Below are 19,883 nucleotides of genomic sequence, written 5' to 3' on the forward strand. Positions count from 1 at the left end.
GATGTACATGACTTCTCTGAACGTCAAATCGCCATCATTAGTTCAAGCGAGGTCTGATGCGCCTTCCTCAGTCATCATGATGTTGATTCATTTCTTACTGCTCTATCTGTCCATTTATGGTCTGATTTCGATCTATGTCGATAATATTGTGATTCGTTCGTTAAAGGACGCAGGCATGTTGCTACTTGCGGTATACACACTTGCTCGGGTATATCGCCAGCAGATTCATTTTCTGAATCTATTCCTGTTTATACTGGCCTCCCTCATCGTGCTCGGATCGTTAAATGTACTTGTTGGTTCCAGCGTGGTCACGTTAGTCTATGGAATCAAAATTACGCTTTTACCACTGGTGATGCTATTTGCAGGCATGTTTATGGCCGAGCAGGGTGGAATGTACGCATTTGCCAGAACCAATCTGGTTATTTTTATTATGCTCATTGCAGGATGGTGCGCCCAATATGCGCTGGGTATAGAAAAGTTAATCACTATGGGATTCGTATACGGCGTAAACATCAAAAACTATCTTGAGGGTGTGCCGCGTTTATCCTCCATTACGTACTCGCCGGATGGTTATGCGTATGCACTGTTAATGACAGGCATCATTGCAGAACAAACCAAGCTGGCAGTGAAGCACCGTAGCTTTCGCCTGATGATCCAGTTGCTGACGATCGGCTTTTTGCTTTTATCTACGATTCGATCGGCTTTATTGCTCTGGTTTGTATATCAGGTGGTTCTTTTTTTAATTCAGATTCGCAAGTACAGCAAAAAGAATATGTTAGTTCTGGCGGTTGTTTTTCTGACACTGCCTGCAATTGTGTTTTTCGGAGGCAGGTTCCTGCAGTCCAAAAATCTGCTCTCCAGTTCATCCCTGCTTGATCGATTACAGATATGGGGAAGCAGCCTAACCTCGCCATTCACCATGAATGGCATGATCGGCAACGGAATTGGTTCGGTTGGTGCTGCCAGCCGGCGCACACATATGATGGGTCTGAACTCCAGTAATTTTGCAGTGGATAACCAGTACTTTTCCTTGTACGAACAGACAGGTTGGATCGGTCTTGCCTATTTATTGATGTTATTCATGTGGTTGTTGATCACACTGGTTAGACGAATGAATGCCTCACCTTACTCGGCAGGTTCCAGACTTCCTCAGGTGGCTATAGCCCTCGGCGCAGGAGTGGCTGCGGCAAGTATGACGACCAACGTTCTTGAGTTGTTTCCTGCGAACGTTTTTTTCTGGATGTTCATAGGCATAGCTCTGTATCAGCATCGTAATGCAGGTGATATACCATATAAAGCGGGTGAGCGAAAATGAAGGTTTTGCACATCGGAGAATATGTGGTGGGCGGTATTGCCACGTATTTAAACGAGCTGGTGTCCTACCAGCGTAACCGGTTTGAGGTTTATGTATTGATGAGTGATTATAACTCGGCAAAGGATTTTGATCTGGAGCCAGAGCATATCTTTCGTTACAGTTACAAACGCCACCCGAAACACTTTTTCTCAGCAATGAGACAGATTCACCAAGCTATTCGGCGGATCGAGCCGGATATTATTCATGTACACAGCTCATTTGCGGGTATGCTCGCAAGGGGCTTATTTTTTTTTACACCACGCAAAGCGAGTATCTTTTACTGCTCACATGGCTGGTCTTTTTTGATGGATACCAAACCCCTGCATAAAAAGGCTTATTTCATGATCGAGAAAATACTTGAATTCAAAACAGACTATATCGTGAACATTTCAAAATATGAGATGCAGCAATCGATTCGCATGGGCATGTCTCCAGCCAAATCCCGATTCGTTTATAGTGGCCTGCGTGACCGCAAGTCTCACAAGCCTCAAAATCATGAAGAGCAGCCGCAAGTAATTGTGCAAAAAGATCAGGAGCAAGAGGATGACAGCATGATTCGGCTCTTGTTTGTGGGCAGATACGATCGGCAGAAAGGACTGGATCTGCTGCTGGATGCATTCAGGCAGTATCCCGAGCTGCAGCAGCGTATTCAGTTATACATCATTGGAGACAGCGTATTGGAAAAAAATGAATGGACCTTTACCGACAATATGATCCGGTTAGGGTGGGTCAATAATGCAGAGATTGATCACTATTACGAGCAGTGTGATGCGATCATTATGCCTTCCAGGTGGGAAGGGTTACCCTTGGTCGCGCTGGAAGCAATGAAAAATCACAAACCCGTCATCGCTAGCAATCGGGCCTCGTTGCCAGAGCTGGTGACGCATGGGGAGAATGGCTACATCTTTGAACTTGAACGACTCGAAGGGTTGAGAGAGATTCTAATGCAACTTGATAAAGAAACGTTGGCAACTATGGGTGAAGCGGGACATCAGGTGTATAAAGAGAAGTTTAGCTCGGATCGAATGAATGAGGAGTTCGTGAGTCTCTATTATGAAGCGAGAAATGTAGAAGTTAGCTTCCAAACCGCCGGGCAGGCTTCCCGTTTGGAAATTTCAAAGAGAAATGGAGATTAACATGAATACAATCTATATCAATGCCCGTTTCCTTACACAGACCGTTACCGGGGTTCAGCGATATGCCATTGAACTCGTGAAGGAAATCGATAATTTGATTGACGCTGGAGAAGTAGACGGTACGAAAGTAGAGTTTTGCCTGCTCTCACCCGCGAATGTGGTTACTCATCTTGAACTGAAACATATTCGGCACCGGATTGTTGGCAGACTGAAGGGACATGTGTGGGAACAGCTGGAGTTACCATTTTACGCGAAAAAGGGATTGCTGATTAACCTGTGTAACACAGGCCCGGCATTCAAACGCAATCAGGTCGTGACGATCCATGACGCTTCTGTATTCAGTTATCCGAAGGCATTTTCCTTCGCGTTTCGGTCATGGTATCAGTTTTTAACGGTTCGCTTAGGCAAGATTTCGAAAAAGGTCATTACCGTGTCTAACTTTTCCAAAGGTGAACTTATTCAACACTGCAAAATTGCCGCTCAGAAGGTATCCGTTACACACCTGGGCATCGATCATATTCATCACAGGCAGGCGGCTCAAGGCACACTTGAGAAATATGGGATTAACTCCCCGTATGTACTGGCTGTCAGCACGATGAACCCTTACAAAAACTTTAAGCTGATCTTGGAGATTTTACCTCAGGTGAAAGCACAGAATTTGAGTGTTGTCATCGTGGGCTCCAAGAACAGTAAGGTGTTCAGCAATCATGCTGTGAATGATTCGGAAGGTGTGAATTGGGTAGGGTATGTGACGGATGAGGAGTTAAAAGCGCTCTACGAACATGCCACCGGTTTTATTTTCCCATCCTTGTACGAAGGGTTTGGCTTACCGCCACTGGAGGCGATGGCGCTTGGTTGTCCGGTTATCGTGTCTTCCCGTGGTTCGATCCCGGAAGTATGCGGAGAGGCAGGACTGTACTTTGACCCTCATCATCCGCAGGAAGCAGCTTCACGTCTGGTAGAGATGATGTCTGATCCGGAGCTTGGACAGCGAATGTCCATTCAGGGCAAAGAGCACTCGGCCTTCTTCTCCTGGAACAAATGTGCCAAGGATACGGTCAACATTATTATGAGCACGGTGTAAGCATGCCAAATGTATTGTTGTGAGGGAGATAAAGCTATGAACAAAGTGTTTGTTGCGATTGATTTCCCACCTGAAAAGGGAGGGATTCATGATTATGCCTACGGGCTGATATCACAGATTCCAGCAGAAGAGACAACGGTGCTGACCAATAAAATAAATAATACCGCAGAGTCCGAGCAGTTTGACCGGAAGAGTGATTTTGAAATCATTCGGAAACGTATTTTTTCGGATTCTAATAAATGGCTGTTGATTCTCTCGCAGCTTGTTCTGGTCATGCAACTGATTTTGTTGAAATGGCGCAAAAAAACAGATGAGATTCATTTTGTGAATATATTCCCGGTTGGCTTAGCCGGTCCATTCATGAAATTCCTTTTTCGAGTAAAATACTTTCCTTATGTTCACGGCCTGGATGTGATGGGGATGGTTAATAGCCGATTATTCCCACTGCTGTTGTTCATTCTGAAGCGTGCGGACAAGGTGATTTCCAATAGCCAATATACGAAGTCGAAGCTGGTTGAACTGGGGATTTCGGAGTCTCAGATTGTCATTATTCCACCGGGACTTAACGTGAACAAGCTTAACGCGGATACAGGGAGCCAGGGGGATTTACGGGATAAGTATGGTCTGCATGGCAAAAAAGTGATGATCACCGTCTCGCGACTTGTGGAACGCAAAGGTCATGATGTCACACTGAAAGCCGTGAGTCAGGTTGTTACGCATATTCCTGATCTGAAGTATGTTATCTGCGGAGATGGGCCGTATAAGGGAGAACTCGAACGACTGGTAACTCAGTACGGACTCGAATCTGTTGTTGTATTTACAGGACGTACTACAGACCATGAGCTTCAGCAATTATATGAATGTGCGGATCTCTTCATTATGCCAAGCCGGGATATCAAGGAGAAGGGTGACGTGGAAGGGTTCGGAATTGTATTCCTGGAAGCCAACTATTATCGATTACCTGTCATTGCAGGCAACAGTGGCGGTATTCCCGACGCCGTGAAGGACAATATCACCGGTTATCTCGTAGACCCGGTTAATGATCAGGAGATTGCTGCGCGTATCGAACAATTAATGACCGACGATGGGCTAGCCAGAGCGATGGGGGATAACGGATACGACTGGGTAGTCAACTATTGTTTGTGGTCGCATCGTGGAAAGTTGTTGAAGCAATTGGCCTAAATATCAATGTGATTGGGGTGAGAGCATGAGGGCTTCTGTAGCCATTTGTACACACAACAGAGCGTTAGACACTATGCAGGCTGTTGAGAGTGTATTGAAGGGAGATACCGATCCTGCCGATTACGAAATTTTGGTCATAGATAATCATTCGACAGATCATACTAGGGATTTATTTGATTCGTCTCACATGCCGGAGCATGTACGGTATATTTTTGAACCACAATTAGGCCTTTCTTATGCAAGAAACCGGGCAATCAAGGAAGCAAAAGGTGAGTTTATTTTATTTCTGGATGATGATGCATTGGCATGTCCTACTTGGATCAACGAAGTCATTAAGATATTTGATATGGATTCCCGGATTGGTTGTGTGGGTGGGAAAATCGTTCCTATATGGGAGGGCGGAAGGCCCGAATGGATACCACAAGATATTGTGAGCTTGTACACTCTAATGGATTTTTCTGAAAAAGTTGTTGAGATGCCTGCGCCTTCTATTCCTTTTGGGGCGAATGTAGCATTCAGAGTGAGTATTTTCGAAAAGTTAGAGCCATTTAGAGAAGATTTGGGGCGGGTTGGTACAAATCTAATGTCAAGTGAAGAGAGTGAGCTAATCAGTCGAGTCCGCCAAGAACATAAAGTTTTCTACAGTCCATATGCAGTTGTTGAACACAAAATAGCAAAAAGCAGATTAACCAAACGTTGGCTATTACGCCGAGTGTATTGGCAAGGTATAAGTGATGCCACACGGTATAAGAAAAGTGCATGGGGCGTATTCAAACACACGATAAGAATTGTGCAAGCAGCTCTACTAATCGTCATCTCTTTCAATAATGTGCAGAAAGTCATGAGTGAGATGGCTAAAATATCTTATCGGAACGGCACGATTGTGGGATCTTTCCGAAATGGCAGAGGGCTGAACACCTGATGAACATGGCGATTGCCCGAAAACCAAGGCAGCGAAGCATTATTCAGACCATTGTCATGACAAGTATGGCTAATATTCTCATTATGGCTGTGACTACGCTAACTTCCATTATTACAGCTCGCATGTTCGGAGCGACGGGGAAGGGAGAGCTTGCGGCTGTTTTATTCTGGCCTGCATTCATTTCGGGTCTGGCCGCATTTGGTCTGCCCACCTCGTTAATTTACAATGTCAAAAAAAACAGCCAGCAACTCCCTGTTTATATCAGCATGAGCTTTGCCGTTCAGATTCCGATCAGTATCATTGCCGGGGTGATCAGTTGGTTTGGTATCCCTATCTGGCTATCAGCATATTCGGAATCTGTTATTGCGATTGCAAGGTGGTATACCGTATCCATGGTTCCAGTGATGCTGTTCATGGGTGTGCTTGCGGCAGCCGCACAAGGTACCGACAAGTTCCATATTTATAATCTGTCGCGTTTGCTGGCTCCCTTATTGAATCTTGCAGGCTTGGTACTACTGTGGGTAGCGCAGGTATTAACCGTGGAACGAGCCATAATTATCAGTTTTGCCAGCACTATACTGGTGTTGACCTGTTATATGATTGCCATGCGTCAGCAAATATTCAGTTCCGTCAGCAAGCTGGTGGCTCAGATTCGAACGGGGATTCATCTATTCAGCTATGGCCTTCGTGTATATGGGGTAGAGTTGCTAGGCACGTTGTATAGCCAGTTTGACAAAATTATTATTTTGGCTCTGCTGACACCCAAAGATTTCGGGTTATATTCGGTTGTGTTTGCCCTATCGCGTATGTTTAATGTTGTGCAGACGGCCATCACCAATGTCATATTTCCAAAGGTAGCCGGCATGGAGCAGCAACAGGTGTTGTCTCTTGTTGGCAGAGCTTTCCGCATTAGTATGGTACTTATGACGATCATCATCATACCGAGTATGCTGATTGGTCGTTTTTTTATTGACTTGTTGTTTGGCCCGGAATTTCTGGAGGCCAGCGGTGTATTCTATCTGTTGTCTCTGGAGTGTATCGTTGGCGGAGGATCTTGGATTCTGGCTTCGGCTTTTAATGCGCTCGGTAGACCAGGCGTTATCGTGCTTCGGCAGGTTATCGCACTTGCTGTGACGATTACGTTGTTCTTTGTGCTTACGCCCATGTTCGGGTTATACGGTTTAGGGCTGGCGTTGTTACTTGGTTCCTTCGTCCGTATGTTGATGTCATTAATATCCGTTTCGATTATTTTCAAAATGCCGATGCACAAGATGTTATATAACAAGGAAGATATGGTCTTCCTCAAGCAAAAATGGAGAGAAAAAAATCTATTTAAAGGAGCCAGAAGAGATGTCAAACGTGCAAAAGATTCATCCCATGGATGAGTTGAAAAAACGGCTTGAATCGATCCTTGAAGTTGTGCCCCCTCATTCGAAGATCTATTACATTGATTATCCCGTTCACAGCAATTGTGGTGATCTGCTTATTATGAAAGGAACAGAGGCTTTTTTCAAAGACCATCATATTTATGTGTCTCAACGATACAGCGTCCATGACTTTCATGACCAAGTTGAAATTCCCCAGGATCATATTATTGTTCTTCATGGTGGTGGGAATTTCGGTGATTTATACGAAGCTCATCAATCATTAAGAGAACGTATCGTTCAGCATTACCCGCATCATCGAATCGTGATTCTTCCTCAGACGATATTTTATAAGGATCAAGCTATTCTTCAAAGAACTGCATCTGTTTTTGCTCAGCATACAGATCTGCATATCTATGTTCGCGATGAGATATCGTTTCAAATTGCCTCGGATCATTTCTCCAACTCTAAGGTGAACTTAGTTCCCGATATGGCGCACCAATTATGGCCGATGGAGATCCAACGTAACTCTCGTAAAGAGAGATTGAATTTCTTTAGAACAGATATCGAACAGACAGCAGCTCAACAATCTCTGAATTCCGCAGAGCAGCAAGGAGATTACCTGGATTGGCCCACCTTGTACAACAAATATGAGCGAAAGCTAATCTACTATATCAGTAAAGGGTTGAAGAAACCTGCTTCGCGAGCCCTCTCCCAATTCATATGGATGAAATATAGTGACTACCTTGTGAATAAGGCGGTACGCTGCTTCGCGGATTATCGCATGATTCACACATCCAGATTACATGGTCACATCCTGTCTTGTCTGATGGCGAAGCCTAACCTATTGATTGATAACTCTTATGGGAAGAATTCGGGATATTACCGGATATGGACACATGAAGTGAACACAGCCAATATGGACTCCTCTTCCAAGGCGAGTGCTCCACCCGTGACCAAGTATATGGAATCAACGGCAACCGTATAACGAACGAAAAGCTGTCCCGTATCATCTTAAAAATATATAGAGTGGAGTGGTTGCATTGAGAATCGTACTTCTCTCCGGTGGATCAGGTAAACGGTTATGGCCTTTGTCCAACGACACGAGATCCAAGCAATTCCTGAAGGTGCTTGAAGGCGAGGACGGACAGACGGAATCGATGGTACAGCGCGTATGGAGGCAATTGCAGCACACGGGGTTAAGTGGCCAAGCAACGATAGCAACGAGCAAACCGCAGGTGGAGATTTTGCGAAGTCAGTTGGGTTATGAAGTGGATCTGGTCGTTGAGCCTGAACGAAGAGATACCTTCCCCGCAATCGCCTTGGCGGCCGTATATTTGTACTCCGTGCAGGGAGCCAGCTTAAATGAAACGGTAGCCATGCTTCCGGTTGATCCCTATGTGGAGGAGTCCTTCTTTTATAAAGTAACAGAGCTGGAGGACGTGCTGGATGACTCCGGTGCAGAGCTTGCGTTAATTGGCGTGAAACCCACGTATCCTTCGGAAAAGTATGGTTACATCATTCCAGAGCGGTCTGAAACTAAAGAAGAACAACGTTACGCCAAAGTATCCCGTTTTCAAGAGAAACCCCGTGAAGCTGAAGCGGCAGAGATGATCGAACAATCTGCCCTTTGGAATTGCGGGGTTTTTGCATTCAAACTCAATTATTTGATTAATCTGCTCATCTCGCTTGAACTGCCTATCCAGTATGAAGAAATGTTGAAACAGTACGGGAGACTGCAGAAAATCAGCTTTGATTATCAAGTGGTGGAGAAGGCTCAGCATATTGTGGTTACACCTTACGAGGGGTACTGGAAAGACCTTGGTACATGGAACACGCTGACAGATGAGATGAGTACCAATATTGTGGGCAAAGGTGTCATGACGAACAGTACGGTGAACACACATCTGATTAATGAATTAAACATTCCGGTCTGCGTACTGGGAGTATCCAACTTGATCGTGGCAACAAGTCCTGATGGCATTCTGGTCAGTGAAAAAGAGGCGAGTCCTCAGATCAAGGAAGTGTTAAAAGATAGCGCTGAGCGCCCCATGTATGAAGAACGTCGTTGGGGCTGTTACAGAGTGCTTGATTACACACGCAATAAAAAAGGCGAAGAAGTATTAACCAAACGCATCATCATCGAGCCCCATAAAAACTTTTCGTACCAGTACCATCTCAAACGAAATGAAGTATGGACCGTTGTCTCGGGACAAGGTGAATTCATTATGGACGGCGAGCTCAGACCGCTTCATCAAGGAGATGTCATTGTGATTCCGGCAGGAGGGAAGCACAGTGTCAAAGCGTTGACCGAACTCGAAATTATTGAGGTGCAGATGGGCAGTGAACTGGTGGAAGAGGACATCGTTCGCGTTGAGATGGAATGGGAAGATATTATCCAAAATTGCGTGAATTGGGGGAAAACAAGATGAATATTGCGGTGATTGGAACAGGCTACGTAGGTCTGGTATCAGGGGTTTGTTTTTCGGAGATTGGCAACCAGGTGATCTGTGTAGACAACAATGAGGAAAAAGTACAAATGCTGAATGAGGGCGTCGTTCCAATCTACGAACCTGGTCTTAAAGAGTTGATGATTTCCAATACGCAAGCAGGTAAACTGTCGTTTACCTCAAACATTGGTGAGGCGATACACCAGTCAGATATTGTCTTTATAGCCGTAGGTACACCTTCTCTACCAAACGGTGAGGCGAATCTGAGTTATGTAGAGCAAGTGGCTATGGAGATCGGCACCCATCTCGAAAGCTACAAAATCATCGTGACTAAAAGCACGGTTCCTGTAGGTACTAATGACCGTATCCGCGATCTGATTCGCAGCATATCCTCCCAGCCCTTTGACGTGGCCTCTGTTCCCGAGTTTTTGCGAGAAGGCTCCGCTATCAAGGATACGCTTAACCCCGACCGGATTGTCATCGGCACGAGCAGTGATCGGGCCATCCAGACGTTAAAGAAACTTCATCGGCCATTAACAAGTAATCTGATTATTACAGATATCCGCTCAGCGGAGATGATTAAATACGCATCCAATGCATTTCTGGCAACCAAAATATCATTTATTAATGAAATTTCGAATATTTGTGAGAAAGTTGGGGCGGATGTTACACGTGTTGCAGAAGGCATGGGGTACGATAAACGCATCGGGTCTGCTTTTTTGAAGGCAGGGATCGGTTATGGCGGCTCTTGTTTTCCTAAAGATACACAGGCGCTGATCCAGATTGCAGGTATGGTGGATTATGATTTCAGACTGTTGAAATCTGTAGTGCAAGTCAATCAGGACCAACGTATGCAAGTGATCTACAAGCTGGAGGAAGCGCTGGGGTCACTCGCAGGCAAAACAATTGCTATCTGGGGACTGGCGTTTAAACCGGATACCGATGATGTGCGAGACGCACCAGCCATTGATATTGTTCAACATCTTATTGATGCTGGAGCATCGGTCAGGGCCTACGATCCGATTGCAACGGCTAACTTCCGTAAAGAGATCGACATTGCCTCGATTTCGTGGGAGGATAGCCCGCTTCATGCTGCTCAAGACGCGGATGCGCTATGTGTACTGACAGAATGGAAGGAATTTGCCCAGGTTGATCTGACAACCTTAGCCCAAACGATGAAGGAGCCTGTGATGATTGATGGTCGTAATGTGTATAGTGCGGAGCAGATTCAAGCATCTGCCTTCCACTATTATTCTGTCGGACGTCCAGGTCTCGTGAAGGTGGAAGGGAAAGCAACAGCAATTATCTAATCTGTCAGTGAATATCAACAATATGAGTGAGGAAGATCCCCATGAAAAAGTGGATGAAATGGACGGCTTGGATCGTTTCCCTTTTAATCATCGTTGTATTTGGTTATGCGATCTATCTCTATCAATCGGTTAAATCAACCGCTGATCAGATTTATGAGCCTCGTAATCCCGTAAAGCCTGTTTCGGTAACCGATGCGAAGGGCGGACTCCAGGTTGAACTCAATCGCAAAGAGCCCTTTAATGCCTTGATCCTGGGGGTAGATGAACGCCAGAATGATCGAGGACGTTCAGATACGATGATTGTTCTAAGTGTGAATCCGGGGAAAAAGAAAGTGCTGATGTTTAATATTCCGCGAGATACACGAACGGAAATTGTAGGACGCAACACCGAAGACAAAATCAATCATGCTTACGCCTTTGGGGGCGTGGATATGTCTCTTGCAACAGTCGAACAATTTTTGGGAATTCCCATTCACTATTATATGAAAGTAGATATGGAGGGGTTCTCCAAAATCATTGATCTTGTTGGTGGTGTGGATGTAAACAACCCGTTTGCCTTTGACTATGAGGGTAAACGTTATGAGCAGGGCAATATTCATCTGGATGGTGTCGCTGCTCTCGGGTTCTCCAGAATGCGTTATGATGATCCGAAGGGCGACTTGGGAAGGAATGATCGTCAGCGAGAGGTCCTGAAGCAGATGCTCAAAAATACGATGCAATTCTCCAGTGTGCTTCACCTTCAGAATATGTTAGATGAGCTGGGTACACATGTCAGAACAGATCTGACATTTGATGAGATGAAAGAACTGCTTCTGGATTATCGTAGCGACCTGGAAGAAATCGATACAGTTGAGATCAAGGGAAAAGGCGAGAAGATCAACGGTATTTATTATTTTATTGTAGGTCAAGAGGAAAAGGAGCGCATTCACGGATTACTGACGCAGCACCTAGAACAGTAAGGGCAACGTCCGTGAAACAGCAAGGAAAGTGGTGAAAACATTGCTGAATGCGGAGGGAAGAGAAACAAGAAAACAGAAATATCAACGGAAGAATCGTTCGTATAAAATGTTGTTTTGGCTAATGCTAGCAGGGGTCTGGATTGCGATAATCTGGCTGATGTCTTCCCAATCCTATCAACAGCAAAATATTCAGCCATGGCTTCAACGTTTGACCAAACAGGTGCACATCGGGGTGACATTGCCCGATGTGCACCTGTTTTATAATGGGCACGAGTATTCACTAAGAGAAAGGCCTTATGCTTTTGTAGAATTCCTCTTTCGCAAGACTGCGCATCTATTAATCTACGCTGTACTCGCAGTATTAATCTATGGCAGTCTGCGTTACAAACGGGTGAGAGTCATAACTTGTATTACGGTGGCGCTGATGTTCGTTGCAGTGATTGCCTCCATTGACGAGTATATCCAACAGTTCAGCCCCAATCGTACGAGTTCAATCTGGGATGTCGGTGTAGACTTGATTGGCGGAAGTTGTGGCATCGCGGTTTATACAGGAATTCGAGCTTTGCTGGGTAGGAGACATCATTGATTTCCCAGGAAATGCAGTGTGTAGTCCAGGCATAGCTTCTACTTGTTTGCAAACCATCATACATATGGGGTAGGCAGGACAAGGGGGCTGAATGATGATAAGAAGAAGAAACCGCAATGCACTGTTCAAAAAAAGTGGACTTATTTTATTTGTAGTGCTTTTGCTGTGGCTGATTATTAGGAGTGTACCTGCACTGTTTCGTGCAGATGCGCCTACAGAGGCTGCTGCTGTAGCAGAAGAGTTTTACAAATACGAGCAAACGGGTGACTTCGGAAGCTCCTGGGAGCTTTTTCATCCTTTAATGAAAGAGCGGTTTCCGAAGAGTGCCTATGTGCAGAATAGAGCTCACATTTTTATGCAGCATTTTGGTGTGCAGACGTTTGAACTGGAGATGGAACCGCCAGAGCGGGAATTTGATGTGGAGATCATTCAGGGCGTGCAGCCCTTTCCCGAAGCATACAAAATCAAAGTTACACAAACGTATTCCGGAACCTTTGGGAAGTTTGATCTTGTGCAGATCTGTTACCTTGTGCAGGATGGTAAGCAGTGGACGCTGTTATGGTATTATCCAGATGAGAGGAAACACAACACTGAAACTTCATCGTGATGCATGATAGGGTGCAATATCAGGATGAGGAGTAAATGTTACATAGGTTGTAATGTAAATGGAGGTTGAATATACCGTTTTGTATCATTAGTCCTTGATCAAGCGCTATAAATGCGAGACTTTTGTCGCATTTATAGCGTTTTTTTGAATTTTCAACCTAAATCCATGCTTAAAAAGCTTGACAATAGTCCCGGTGTCAAGTAAATTACGAATTAGGATACAAAATGTATCAATTTTCAGCGTCTAACGACAAATAACAGGGACTAGAGACTCCCTGTGAGGGGAAGGTATTCCATTGAATGAAACGGGCCGCTTTTACTGTGTCAGTTGTGGGATGATTGTGTCGGTCGCTAGAGACGCCGCCCAGAAGCCAGAGGGCAATGGAGGCAATCACGTGTTTCGTACTGGATTTTACCGGAGTGAAATGCCACTTGGATGCTGTGAGGCGTGTGTAGTTGAGTCAAAACGAGAAGGTAAGTCCCAGTTTGCAGGACAATATACTAAAGATTATGATACACTATGCTCATATGAGAAACGGGCATGAAATAAGCCCGTCCATGAAGGAGAGGATTGAATGCAGCAGGAGCCGGTCGTCCGACTTCAAGGCGTCAGTAAAATCATTTCCTCCCGATCATTGGTCAGTGACCTGACCCTGGATATTTCTCCGGGGCAGGTTTTTGGTTTTTTAGGACCAAATGGCGCGGGGAAAACAACAACGATTCGAATGATGGTAGGTCTGATGTCCATTAGTAAAGGAGATATTTTCATCTCCGGACACAGTGTAAAGAATGAGTTTGAAGAGGCGATAGCCCAAGTGGGGGCGATTGTGGAAAATCCGGAGATGTACAAGTTTCTGACCGGATATCAGAATCTGGTGCATTTTGCCCGTATGTCACCTGGCGTTACCAAGGAACGTATTGCAGAGACCATTGAGCGTGTGGGCCTAACAGCGCGGATTCATGACAAGGTAAAAACCTATTCTTTGGGTATGCGTCAGCGCCTTGGTGTCGCACAGGCTATATTACATAGACCTAAGCTGTTAGTTCTGGATGAGCCAACGAACGGTCTCGACCCACAGGGCATAAGGGAGTTGAGAGATTATCTGCGGCTCCTCACCCACGAAGAGGGGATCACCGTGTTTGTATCAAGCCATCTGTTGTCCGAGATGGAATTGATGTGTGACACCGTAGCTATTATTCAGAACGGTAAACTGATTGATGTTCGAAATCTGCGGGATGAGCAAGGTTCAGATGCTTTAATTGAAGTTGCGTTTGAAGTCGATGACGCTGAACGTGCTGTTGAACTCATGGAGGGTGAGGCAGTTATTCAGGGTAAGGTTATCGTGTTGTCTCTCTCTCGAGAACAGATTCCTGCGGTCAATGCCAAACTGGTACGTGAAGGCGTGCAGGTTTATGCCATTCGTAGTGTGACTCGTACGCTGGAAGATCAATTTTTGCAAGTGACTGGAGGTGGCGGCATTGGGTAGTTTCGGCAATCTGCTACTGAATGAAAATATGAAGGTGTTCCGTCGTGTACGTACCTGGATTATGTTAGCTATTCTTGTTCTGATCTCGTTACTCATGCCTGTCTTAATGAGAGAAGGCATGGGGTCAAGTGATACCTTGTTTTGGCAGCCTGCGGCTACAACAGTTCAGATTGCATTTTTTCTGAACACCATCTTCTGTGTAGTCATTGCAGCAGAAACGGTGGCGGGTGAATTTACATGGGGAACCATTAAACTGTTACTTATCCGACCATGGTCACGCAGTAAAATTTTGGCTTCCAAATATCTCACTGTAGTAGGTTTTAGTATATTAAGCACACTACTGGTGATTGGTATGGCCATGCTTAGCTCGTATATTCTCTTCTCCCATGAGGTTTCGGTAGACAGCAGTATAATCGCAGCTGATGCGTTTACGAGATGGGGATATCTGTATATCGACTTGTTTATTACACTTGCGATTGCCTTTATGGTCTCCTCGGTATTTCGTTCAGGTGCACTTGCGATTGGTTTGTCCTTGTTTATTATGTTTACACAAAATATATTCTCGCTGATCTTTAATCCGGATCGTTATGAATGGGCTAAATATGTTCTGTTCAATAATATGAACTTGAGCAAATATATGAACTCTTCATCGGATATGGGCTTGATGAATGGAGCAAGTGAGGGCATGACTCTCGGGTTCTCCTTGGCAGTTCTCGCTGCATATTATGTCATCTTTATGGTGATTTCCTGGGTTGTGTTCAACAAAAGAGATGTGGCAGGTTAACTCCTGCCTCTTTTTTGTTTTCATGTGGCATAGCTGTCTATTCAGGGTACATACTGGTATTGTAATGTTAGAATCATATTATCGTCGCAGTCACTTTGGCATGGCAGCGCATGGAGGGATCATTTTTCTTGATTAACAACAAATTTTACCGCATATGCACAGCAATTATTTTACTGTTGCTGATCGTGTATTTGGGGGATAAAGTCAACTTTATTTTCCGCCCTCTCACTTCGCTGATTCATATCATTATTATCCCGCTCTTGATCGCAGGATTTTTCTACTATCTGTTGCGTCCGCTCGTGGACTTCATGGAGCGGCACAAAATCAAAAGGGCACTGTCTGTCCTGATTATTTATGTGGCTGTTGGACTCCTCATCGCAGGATTCAGCGTTCTCGTGTGGCCTTCCCTGCGGGAGCAGTTATGGAATTTTATCGAAAATACACCTAAGCTTGTGTCATCTCTTGTAGAGCAGATTAAAGCACTGGAAAACAATCGTTTTCTTGCCCGTTACCTGCCTGAGAATTCGGACTTGTTTACCAGATTGTCCAAGTATTTAAGTCAGGGGATTACGCAGGTTACGGATTATGTCTCTGGTCTATTTTCCGTCGTGTCCAACTTGGTCATTATTTTGGCAACATTTCCGATTATGCTCTATTACATGCTCAAGGAAGGCAGCAAATTTGGAACCAACTTGACGCTGTTATTGCCGAGACATTACCGAAAAGACGGGGAAGAGACGGTGCATGAAATTGATGAGGCTCTGAGCAATTATATTGTAGGCCGGGTTATCGTTAATGTGGCGCTGGGCATTCTCATGTTTATCGGTTTTCTTCTTATCGGGTTGCCTTATGCGCTATTGTTAACGGTTGTGTCCATTATTCTGAACTTTATCCCTTATGTAGGGGCGCTACTGGCGGCGATTCCTGTTGTGATTGTTGCTTTTATCGACTCGCCTTCCATGGCTCTCTGGTCTCTGATCATTATCGTCATTGCACAGCAAATACAGGATAATCTCATCTCTCCTTATGTGTATGGCAAACAGCTCGATATTCATCCGCTGACTACGGTGATCCTGTTGCTCGTTGGAGCCGATCTTGGCAACATTCTAGGTATGATTATTATTATTCCGCTCTACATGATCCTCAAGATTATATTTAAGAAAATCCAGAACCGGATTGTTGAAGATCGAGCAGATGCCAAATAAGAAGTAGGTAAGATATTTCATCCCTCAGCATAAAGAAAAGGTCTGTCCACGTCGGAAATGACGTGGACAGACCTTTTAAATCAAACGTTTGTTTCTTTCTCGTCTTCATCGGTGTAGTCTGACATATTCAGTGGTTCTTTCGGGACGATAGCCACCTTGTAGAAGCGATTTTTATCTTTTTCCAGCAGGACAAAGGTCAGGTTTTCGTATTCGTACTCTTCCTGTTCGTTCATCTCCGGACGGTGACTGTACAGCCATCCACCAATCGTATCCCACTCGTCCGCATCAAGCGAAGACATGAACATATCGTTGACCTTGGACAGCGAAACCTTACCATCCATGATGATATAATGCTCATTCACAATCTGAATTTCTTCTTCTTCGTCTGCGTCGAACTCATCGCGAATCTCACCAACAATCTGCTCCAATACGTCTTCAATCGTTACAATCCCCGACGTGCCTCCATACTCGTCGACGAGAACAGCAATATGCACGCCATCCTTCTGCATTTTTTTAAGCAGATCCTTGACTGGAGTTGTCTCATGAACAGCCGAAACGGGCTGAATGAGGGAAGACAGGTCGACGGGTTCATCATTACCATACAGTTCTAAGAAAAATTGTTTCGTATTAATGATACCGATAATATCGTCTTTGCTCTCATTAACGACTGGAAAGCGAGTGTATTGCTCTTCACGAATGATCTCTAGATTTTCCTCGTTCGTTTTATTTAGATAAAGGCAGACCATGTCGGTCCGGGGAACCATGATCTCTTTGGCCAGCATCTCATCAAATGCAAAAATTCGGCTAACATACCCAAATTCCGCCTGATTGATTTTACCACTCTCAAAGCTCTCGTTAATAATGATCTGGAGCTCTTCTTCAGAGTGTGCGTCTTCATGTTCCGAAGCAGGCTTGATGCCAAACAATTTGACCAGTTGGTTCGCAGAGCCGTTTAACAGCCAGATAAAAGGATACATCACTCGGTTAAACAAGATGATAGGACCGGACGTCAACAGTGCGACAGTCTCGGCTTTGCGGATCGCTATCGTTTTGGGTGCAAGCTCACCCACAACAACGTGTAAATACGTGATCGCTACAAAGGCAATGACAAAGGACAAAAATGAAGCGAGTGCATCTGGGATGCTCATGCTTTCGAACACCGGGTGGAGGATTTTCTCTACCGTGGGTTCACCGAGCCAGCCCAGTCCGAGAGACGTAATCGTAATCCCAAGCTGACAAGCAGACAGATATCCGTCTAGGTTAGCGACGGCCTGCTTCACAGCGAGCGCCCGTTTGTTCCCTTCTGCAATCATTTGGTCGATCCGACTCGGACGAACCCGTACCAGAGCGAACTCCACTGCCACGAAAAATGCCGATAACCCTATCAAAAATGCAACCAAAACCAAATTTAACGCATACCTCTCACTGTCCATTCACTACTCTTCTCCTTTTATGTAATAAGTTTTAACGAGTATTATATCTAATTTTACGTAAGAAGACCACCTTTACCGGAAGAAAAGAGGAAGAGTCTGGAAAGGGAGTTATGCAAAACAGTGTTGAAGTTAGGTTATGTAAAGTTTTATCTAAGTATTCGTTACGAATGAGGTCTACATTGGGTATCTATGATTAGCTGGGAACAATATCGTCAAAGCTGTTTAGAATGAGAGCGAAGAAAAGGATGGAGATCCAGATTACGGAATATTACAAAACAGACAATTAAAATATTATAGCGTATGTACTAAGGGGGAGGCCACATGTTCTGGCTGGTCATTATTTTACTTGTTTTTATTTTTCAAGCGGCTACGATTCTTGTGCTGGAGTTCCGCAATCCAGCCAAAGCAGTGGCTTGGCTGTTCATCTTATTTTGTGTGCCCTTAGTCGGATTTGTTGTGTATTATTTCGTGGCTCAGGACTACAGTAAACGCAAAAAGCTGCGAAAGGGCGGGTCCCGCATCTTCAGAGAAATGCGGGAAACGATCTGGAAACAGGCGCACATTATAGAAGAGATTGCCCAAATGCCAGGGGATAGGTATAACCACCAGCAACGTTTATTCAACCTGTTATCCCACTTGTCCGAAAGCCCGATTACGGGATGTAACCGGAGTAAAGTGCTTACCAATGGGGAAGAGGCATTTGCCGCTATGCTTAGAGAGATGGAGAAGGCGAAGCACCATCTACATGTCGAGTTCTATATTTTCAGAGATGATGTGATCGGTACTCGCTTTCAACAGGTCATGATCCGTAAAGCGCAGGAAGGAGTTAAAGTCAGGTTCATCTGTGACGGGCTTGGCAGTCATAAACTGAGCTGGAGTTTTATCCGCAAGCTTCAGGATGCGGGTGTTGAGTTTCATTTTTTCCTGCCACCGCTCATTGCGACGATTGATCGCAGAGTTAATTACCGAAACCACCGTAAAATTGTAGTTGTGGACGGGAAGGTTGGTTTTGTTGGCGGTATTAACGTCGGAGATGACTATCTGGGTCAATACCCGGAGGTTGGATTTTGGAGAGATACCCATGTGCAGATTGAAGGAGATGCTGTCTATTTCCTGCAAAGCACGTTTCTTAACGACTGGAAGCTGGCCTCGGGAAAACGGATTATGGAGCCGCAGCTCGGAGAGTTGTTTCCACCTCATATTTGCAGCGGCGGAGAACGAATTCAGATTTTAGGTAGTGGACCTGATCAAGATTGGGACGCCATTCAGGAGATGTGTTTTGGGGCGATTTCAGTAGCCTGTGAACGGATATATATTACAACACCGTATTTCATTCCTGATCCAGCTCTTTACGAGGCTCTCAAGACCGCTGCGGTCAGTGGAGTGGATGTGCGAATTATTATTCCGTATCAATCCGATTCACGGTTAGTGCATCTGGCATCTCTTTCTTATGTTGAAGAGTTGCTACGTGCCGGTGTGAAATTTTATCAATACCGCAAAGGTTTTGTGCATGCCAAAGTGATGATTGTCGATGAATTACTGGCGACAGTAGGGACGGCCAACATGGATATGCGCAGTTTCTTTTATAATTTTGAATTGACGGCTGTATTGTTTGAAAGCTCTGCGATTCATCGTCTGATGCATGATTTTGAACGTGACCTAGAGGAGTGTAGCCAAATAGATACTTTCGCTTTCCAACATCGCTCACGTCTGCAAAAAGGGGCTGAAATGCTTTCTCGCATGCTTTCTCCGCTTCTTTAGCCGATTTAGGGCAGATTTCTGAAGATAAATTCACTTTTTTTGAATTTATCTTCTTTTTGCTAAGTATTTTGCTCCAATTTGATCTTTTATGATATAATAGTTACATAAATCATGTCGTGATGAAGGAGGGGGAGTCTGGGGAAACAGGCTCCCTTTTGCTCTCTTTTGGAAGTGTGATCCGGCAAGCAGTACATCTTGAATCTATTTTATATCGCCTTTAGATGCCCGTTTTGATGGTGGGTTAAAGTACATGAAGAATA

The 19,883-nt window shown here is 44.8% G+C and carries 17 protein-coding genes; 16 read left to right on the plus strand and 1 reads right to left on the minus strand.

Annotated features, from left to right (window positions below; translation table 11 throughout):
* Window position 1 precedes the first annotated feature (1 nt).
* The 15 genes from ACT89M_RS06370 to ACT89M_RS06440 all read left to right on the plus strand — a co-directional run bounded on the left by ACT89M_RS06370 (window position 2) and on the right by ACT89M_RS06440 (window position 16,429).
* Window positions 2–1,315, plus strand: a complete 1,314-nt coding sequence (locus ACT89M_RS06370; protein ID WP_487345072.1) for an O-antigen ligase family protein — start codon at window positions 2–4, stop codon at window positions 1,313–1,315.
* Window positions 1,312–2,490, plus strand: coding sequence for a glycosyltransferase (locus ACT89M_RS06375; protein ID WP_487345073.1), 1,179 nt, complete (start codon window positions 1,312–1,314; stop codon window positions 2,488–2,490). Before ACT89M_RS06370 ends, ACT89M_RS06375 begins: the two co-directional genes overlap by 4 nt.
* A gap of 1 nt (window position 2,491) precedes the next feature.
* A complete protein-coding gene (locus tag ACT89M_RS06380; protein WP_167375686.1) occupies window positions 2,492–3,574 on the plus strand; it encodes a glycosyltransferase family 4 protein in 1,083 nt (360 codons plus the stop codon).
* A 36-nt stretch (window positions 3,575–3,610) separates the two neighbouring features.
* Window positions 3,611–4,756 carry a glycosyltransferase family 4 protein gene (locus ACT89M_RS06385; protein ID WP_186811681.1) on the plus strand — a complete coding sequence of 382 codons (1,146 nt, stop codon included), beginning with the start codon at window positions 3,611–3,613 and terminating at the stop codon, window positions 4,754–4,756.
* 25 nt (window positions 4,757–4,781) lie between these two features.
* Window positions 4,782–5,678: a glycosyltransferase gene (locus ACT89M_RS06390; RefSeq protein WP_154890823.1), complete on the plus strand. Its 897-nt coding sequence runs from the start codon at window positions 4,782–4,784 to the stop codon at window positions 5,676–5,678.
* A gap of 5 nt (window positions 5,679–5,683) precedes the next feature.
* Entirely contained in the window at window positions 5,684–7,063 is a 1,380-nt protein-coding gene (locus ACT89M_RS06395; protein ID WP_487345074.1) for a lipopolysaccharide biosynthesis protein, read from the plus strand.
* Window positions 7,029–8,030 carry a polysaccharide pyruvyl transferase family protein gene (locus tag ACT89M_RS06400; RefSeq protein ID WP_339836393.1) on the plus strand — a complete coding sequence of 334 codons (1,002 nt, stop codon included), beginning with the start codon at window positions 7,029–7,031 and terminating at the stop codon, window positions 8,028–8,030. Before ACT89M_RS06395 ends, ACT89M_RS06400 begins: the two co-directional genes overlap by 35 nt.
* A 55-nt stretch (window positions 8,031–8,085) precedes the next feature.
* Entirely contained in the window at window positions 8,086–9,474 is a 1,389-nt protein-coding gene (locus tag ACT89M_RS06405; protein WP_154890826.1) for a sugar phosphate nucleotidyltransferase, read from the plus strand.
* Window positions 9,471–10,802 carry a UDP-glucose dehydrogenase family protein gene (locus ACT89M_RS06410; protein ID WP_154958544.1) on the plus strand — a complete coding sequence of 444 codons (1,332 nt, stop codon included), beginning with the start codon at window positions 9,471–9,473 and terminating at the stop codon, window positions 10,800–10,802. Before ACT89M_RS06405 ends, ACT89M_RS06410 begins: the two co-directional genes overlap by 4 nt.
* A gap of 41 nt (window positions 10,803–10,843) precedes the next feature.
* Window positions 10,844–11,761, plus strand: coding sequence for an LCP family glycopolymer transferase (locus ACT89M_RS06415; protein ID WP_154958543.1), 918 nt, complete (start codon window positions 10,844–10,846; stop codon window positions 11,759–11,761).
* A gap of 28 nt (window positions 11,762–11,789) precedes the next feature.
* The gene (locus ACT89M_RS06420; protein ID WP_487345075.1) at window positions 11,790–12,347 is read left to right on the plus strand and encodes a VanZ family protein; all 558 of its coding nucleotides are present in this window, start codon (window positions 11,790–11,792) and stop codon (window positions 12,345–12,347) included.
* 91 nt (window positions 12,348–12,438) lie between these two features.
* Window positions 12,439–12,954, plus strand: coding sequence for a hypothetical protein (locus ACT89M_RS06425; RefSeq protein WP_154958542.1), 516 nt, complete (start codon window positions 12,439–12,441; stop codon window positions 12,952–12,954).
* Between the two features lie 574 nt (window positions 12,955–13,528).
* Window positions 13,529–14,440, plus strand: coding sequence for an ABC transporter ATP-binding protein (locus tag ACT89M_RS06430; protein WP_154890831.1), 912 nt, complete (start codon window positions 13,529–13,531; stop codon window positions 14,438–14,440).
* Window positions 14,424–15,224: an ABC transporter permease gene (locus ACT89M_RS06435; protein ID WP_373323226.1), complete on the plus strand. Its 801-nt coding sequence runs from the start codon at window positions 14,424–14,426 to the stop codon at window positions 15,222–15,224. The genes ACT89M_RS06430 and ACT89M_RS06435 overlap by 17 nt, the downstream gene beginning before the upstream one ends.
* Window positions 15,225–15,352: 128 nt before the next feature.
* The gene (locus ACT89M_RS06440; protein ID WP_154958541.1) at window positions 15,353–16,429 is read left to right on the plus strand and encodes an AI-2E family transporter; all 1,077 of its coding nucleotides are present in this window, start codon (window positions 15,353–15,355) and stop codon (window positions 16,427–16,429) included.
* Between the two features lie 80 nt (window positions 16,430–16,509).
* Here ACT89M_RS06440 and ACT89M_RS06445 read toward each other — a convergent pair whose 3' ends face one another.
* Window positions 16,510–17,862 (minus strand): hemolysin family protein, encoded by a 1,353-nt coding sequence (locus tag ACT89M_RS06445; RefSeq protein WP_090918245.1) that lies wholly within the window; start codon window positions 17,860–17,862, stop codon window positions 16,510–16,512.
* A 321-nt stretch (window positions 17,863–18,183) separates the two neighbouring features.
* On the opposite strand from ACT89M_RS06445, the gene cls reads away from it, so the two are divergent.
* Window positions 18,184–19,623 (plus strand): cardiolipin synthase, encoded by a 1,440-nt coding sequence (cls, locus tag ACT89M_RS06450; protein WP_308722443.1) that lies wholly within the window; start codon window positions 18,184–18,186, stop codon window positions 19,621–19,623.
* The last annotated feature ends 260 nt before the right edge of the window (window positions 19,624–19,883 follow it).

The organism is Paenibacillus sp. NN59 (genome assembly GCF_057597225.1).

Coding starts and splice junctions, on each gene's coding strand:
- ACT89M_RS06425 (WP_154958542.1), top strand. CDS start 12,439: ATGATGATAAGAAGAAGAAACCGCAATGCACTGTTCAAAAAAAGTGGA.
- ACT89M_RS06445 (WP_090918245.1), bottom strand. CDS start 17,862: ATGGACAGTGAGAGGTATGCGTTAAATTTGGTTTTGGTTGCATTTTTG.
- ACT89M_RS06395 (WP_487345074.1), top strand. CDS start 5,684: ATGGCGATTGCCCGAAAACCAAGGCAGCGAAGCATTATTCAGACCATT.
- ACT89M_RS06380 (WP_167375686.1), top strand. CDS start 2,492: ATGAATACAATCTATATCAATGCCCGTTTCCTTACACAGACCGTTACC.
- cls (WP_308722443.1), top strand. CDS start 18,184: ATGTTCTGGCTGGTCATTATTTTACTTGTTTTTATTTTTCAAGCGGCT.
- ACT89M_RS06415 (WP_154958543.1), top strand. CDS start 10,844: ATGAAAAAGTGGATGAAATGGACGGCTTGGATCGTTTCCCTTTTAATC.
- ACT89M_RS06390 (WP_154890823.1), top strand. CDS start 4,782: ATGAGGGCTTCTGTAGCCATTTGTACACACAACAGAGCGTTAGACACT.
- ACT89M_RS06385 (WP_186811681.1), top strand. CDS start 3,611: ATGAACAAAGTGTTTGTTGCGATTGATTTCCCACCTGAAAAGGGAGGG.
- ACT89M_RS06375 (WP_487345073.1), top strand. CDS start 1,312: ATGAAGGTTTTGCACATCGGAGAATATGTGGTGGGCGGTATTGCCACG.
- ACT89M_RS06410 (WP_154958544.1), top strand. CDS start 9,471: ATGAATATTGCGGTGATTGGAACAGGCTACGTAGGTCTGGTATCAGGG.
- ACT89M_RS06430 (WP_154890831.1), top strand. CDS start 13,529: ATGCAGCAGGAGCCGGTCGTCCGACTTCAAGGCGTCAGTAAAATCATT.
- ACT89M_RS06370 (WP_487345072.1), top strand. CDS start 2: ATGTACATGACTTCTCTGAACGTCAAATCGCCATCATTAGTTCAAGCG.
- ACT89M_RS06400 (WP_339836393.1), top strand. CDS start 7,029: ATGTCAAACGTGCAAAAGATTCATCCCATGGATGAGTTGAAAAAACGG.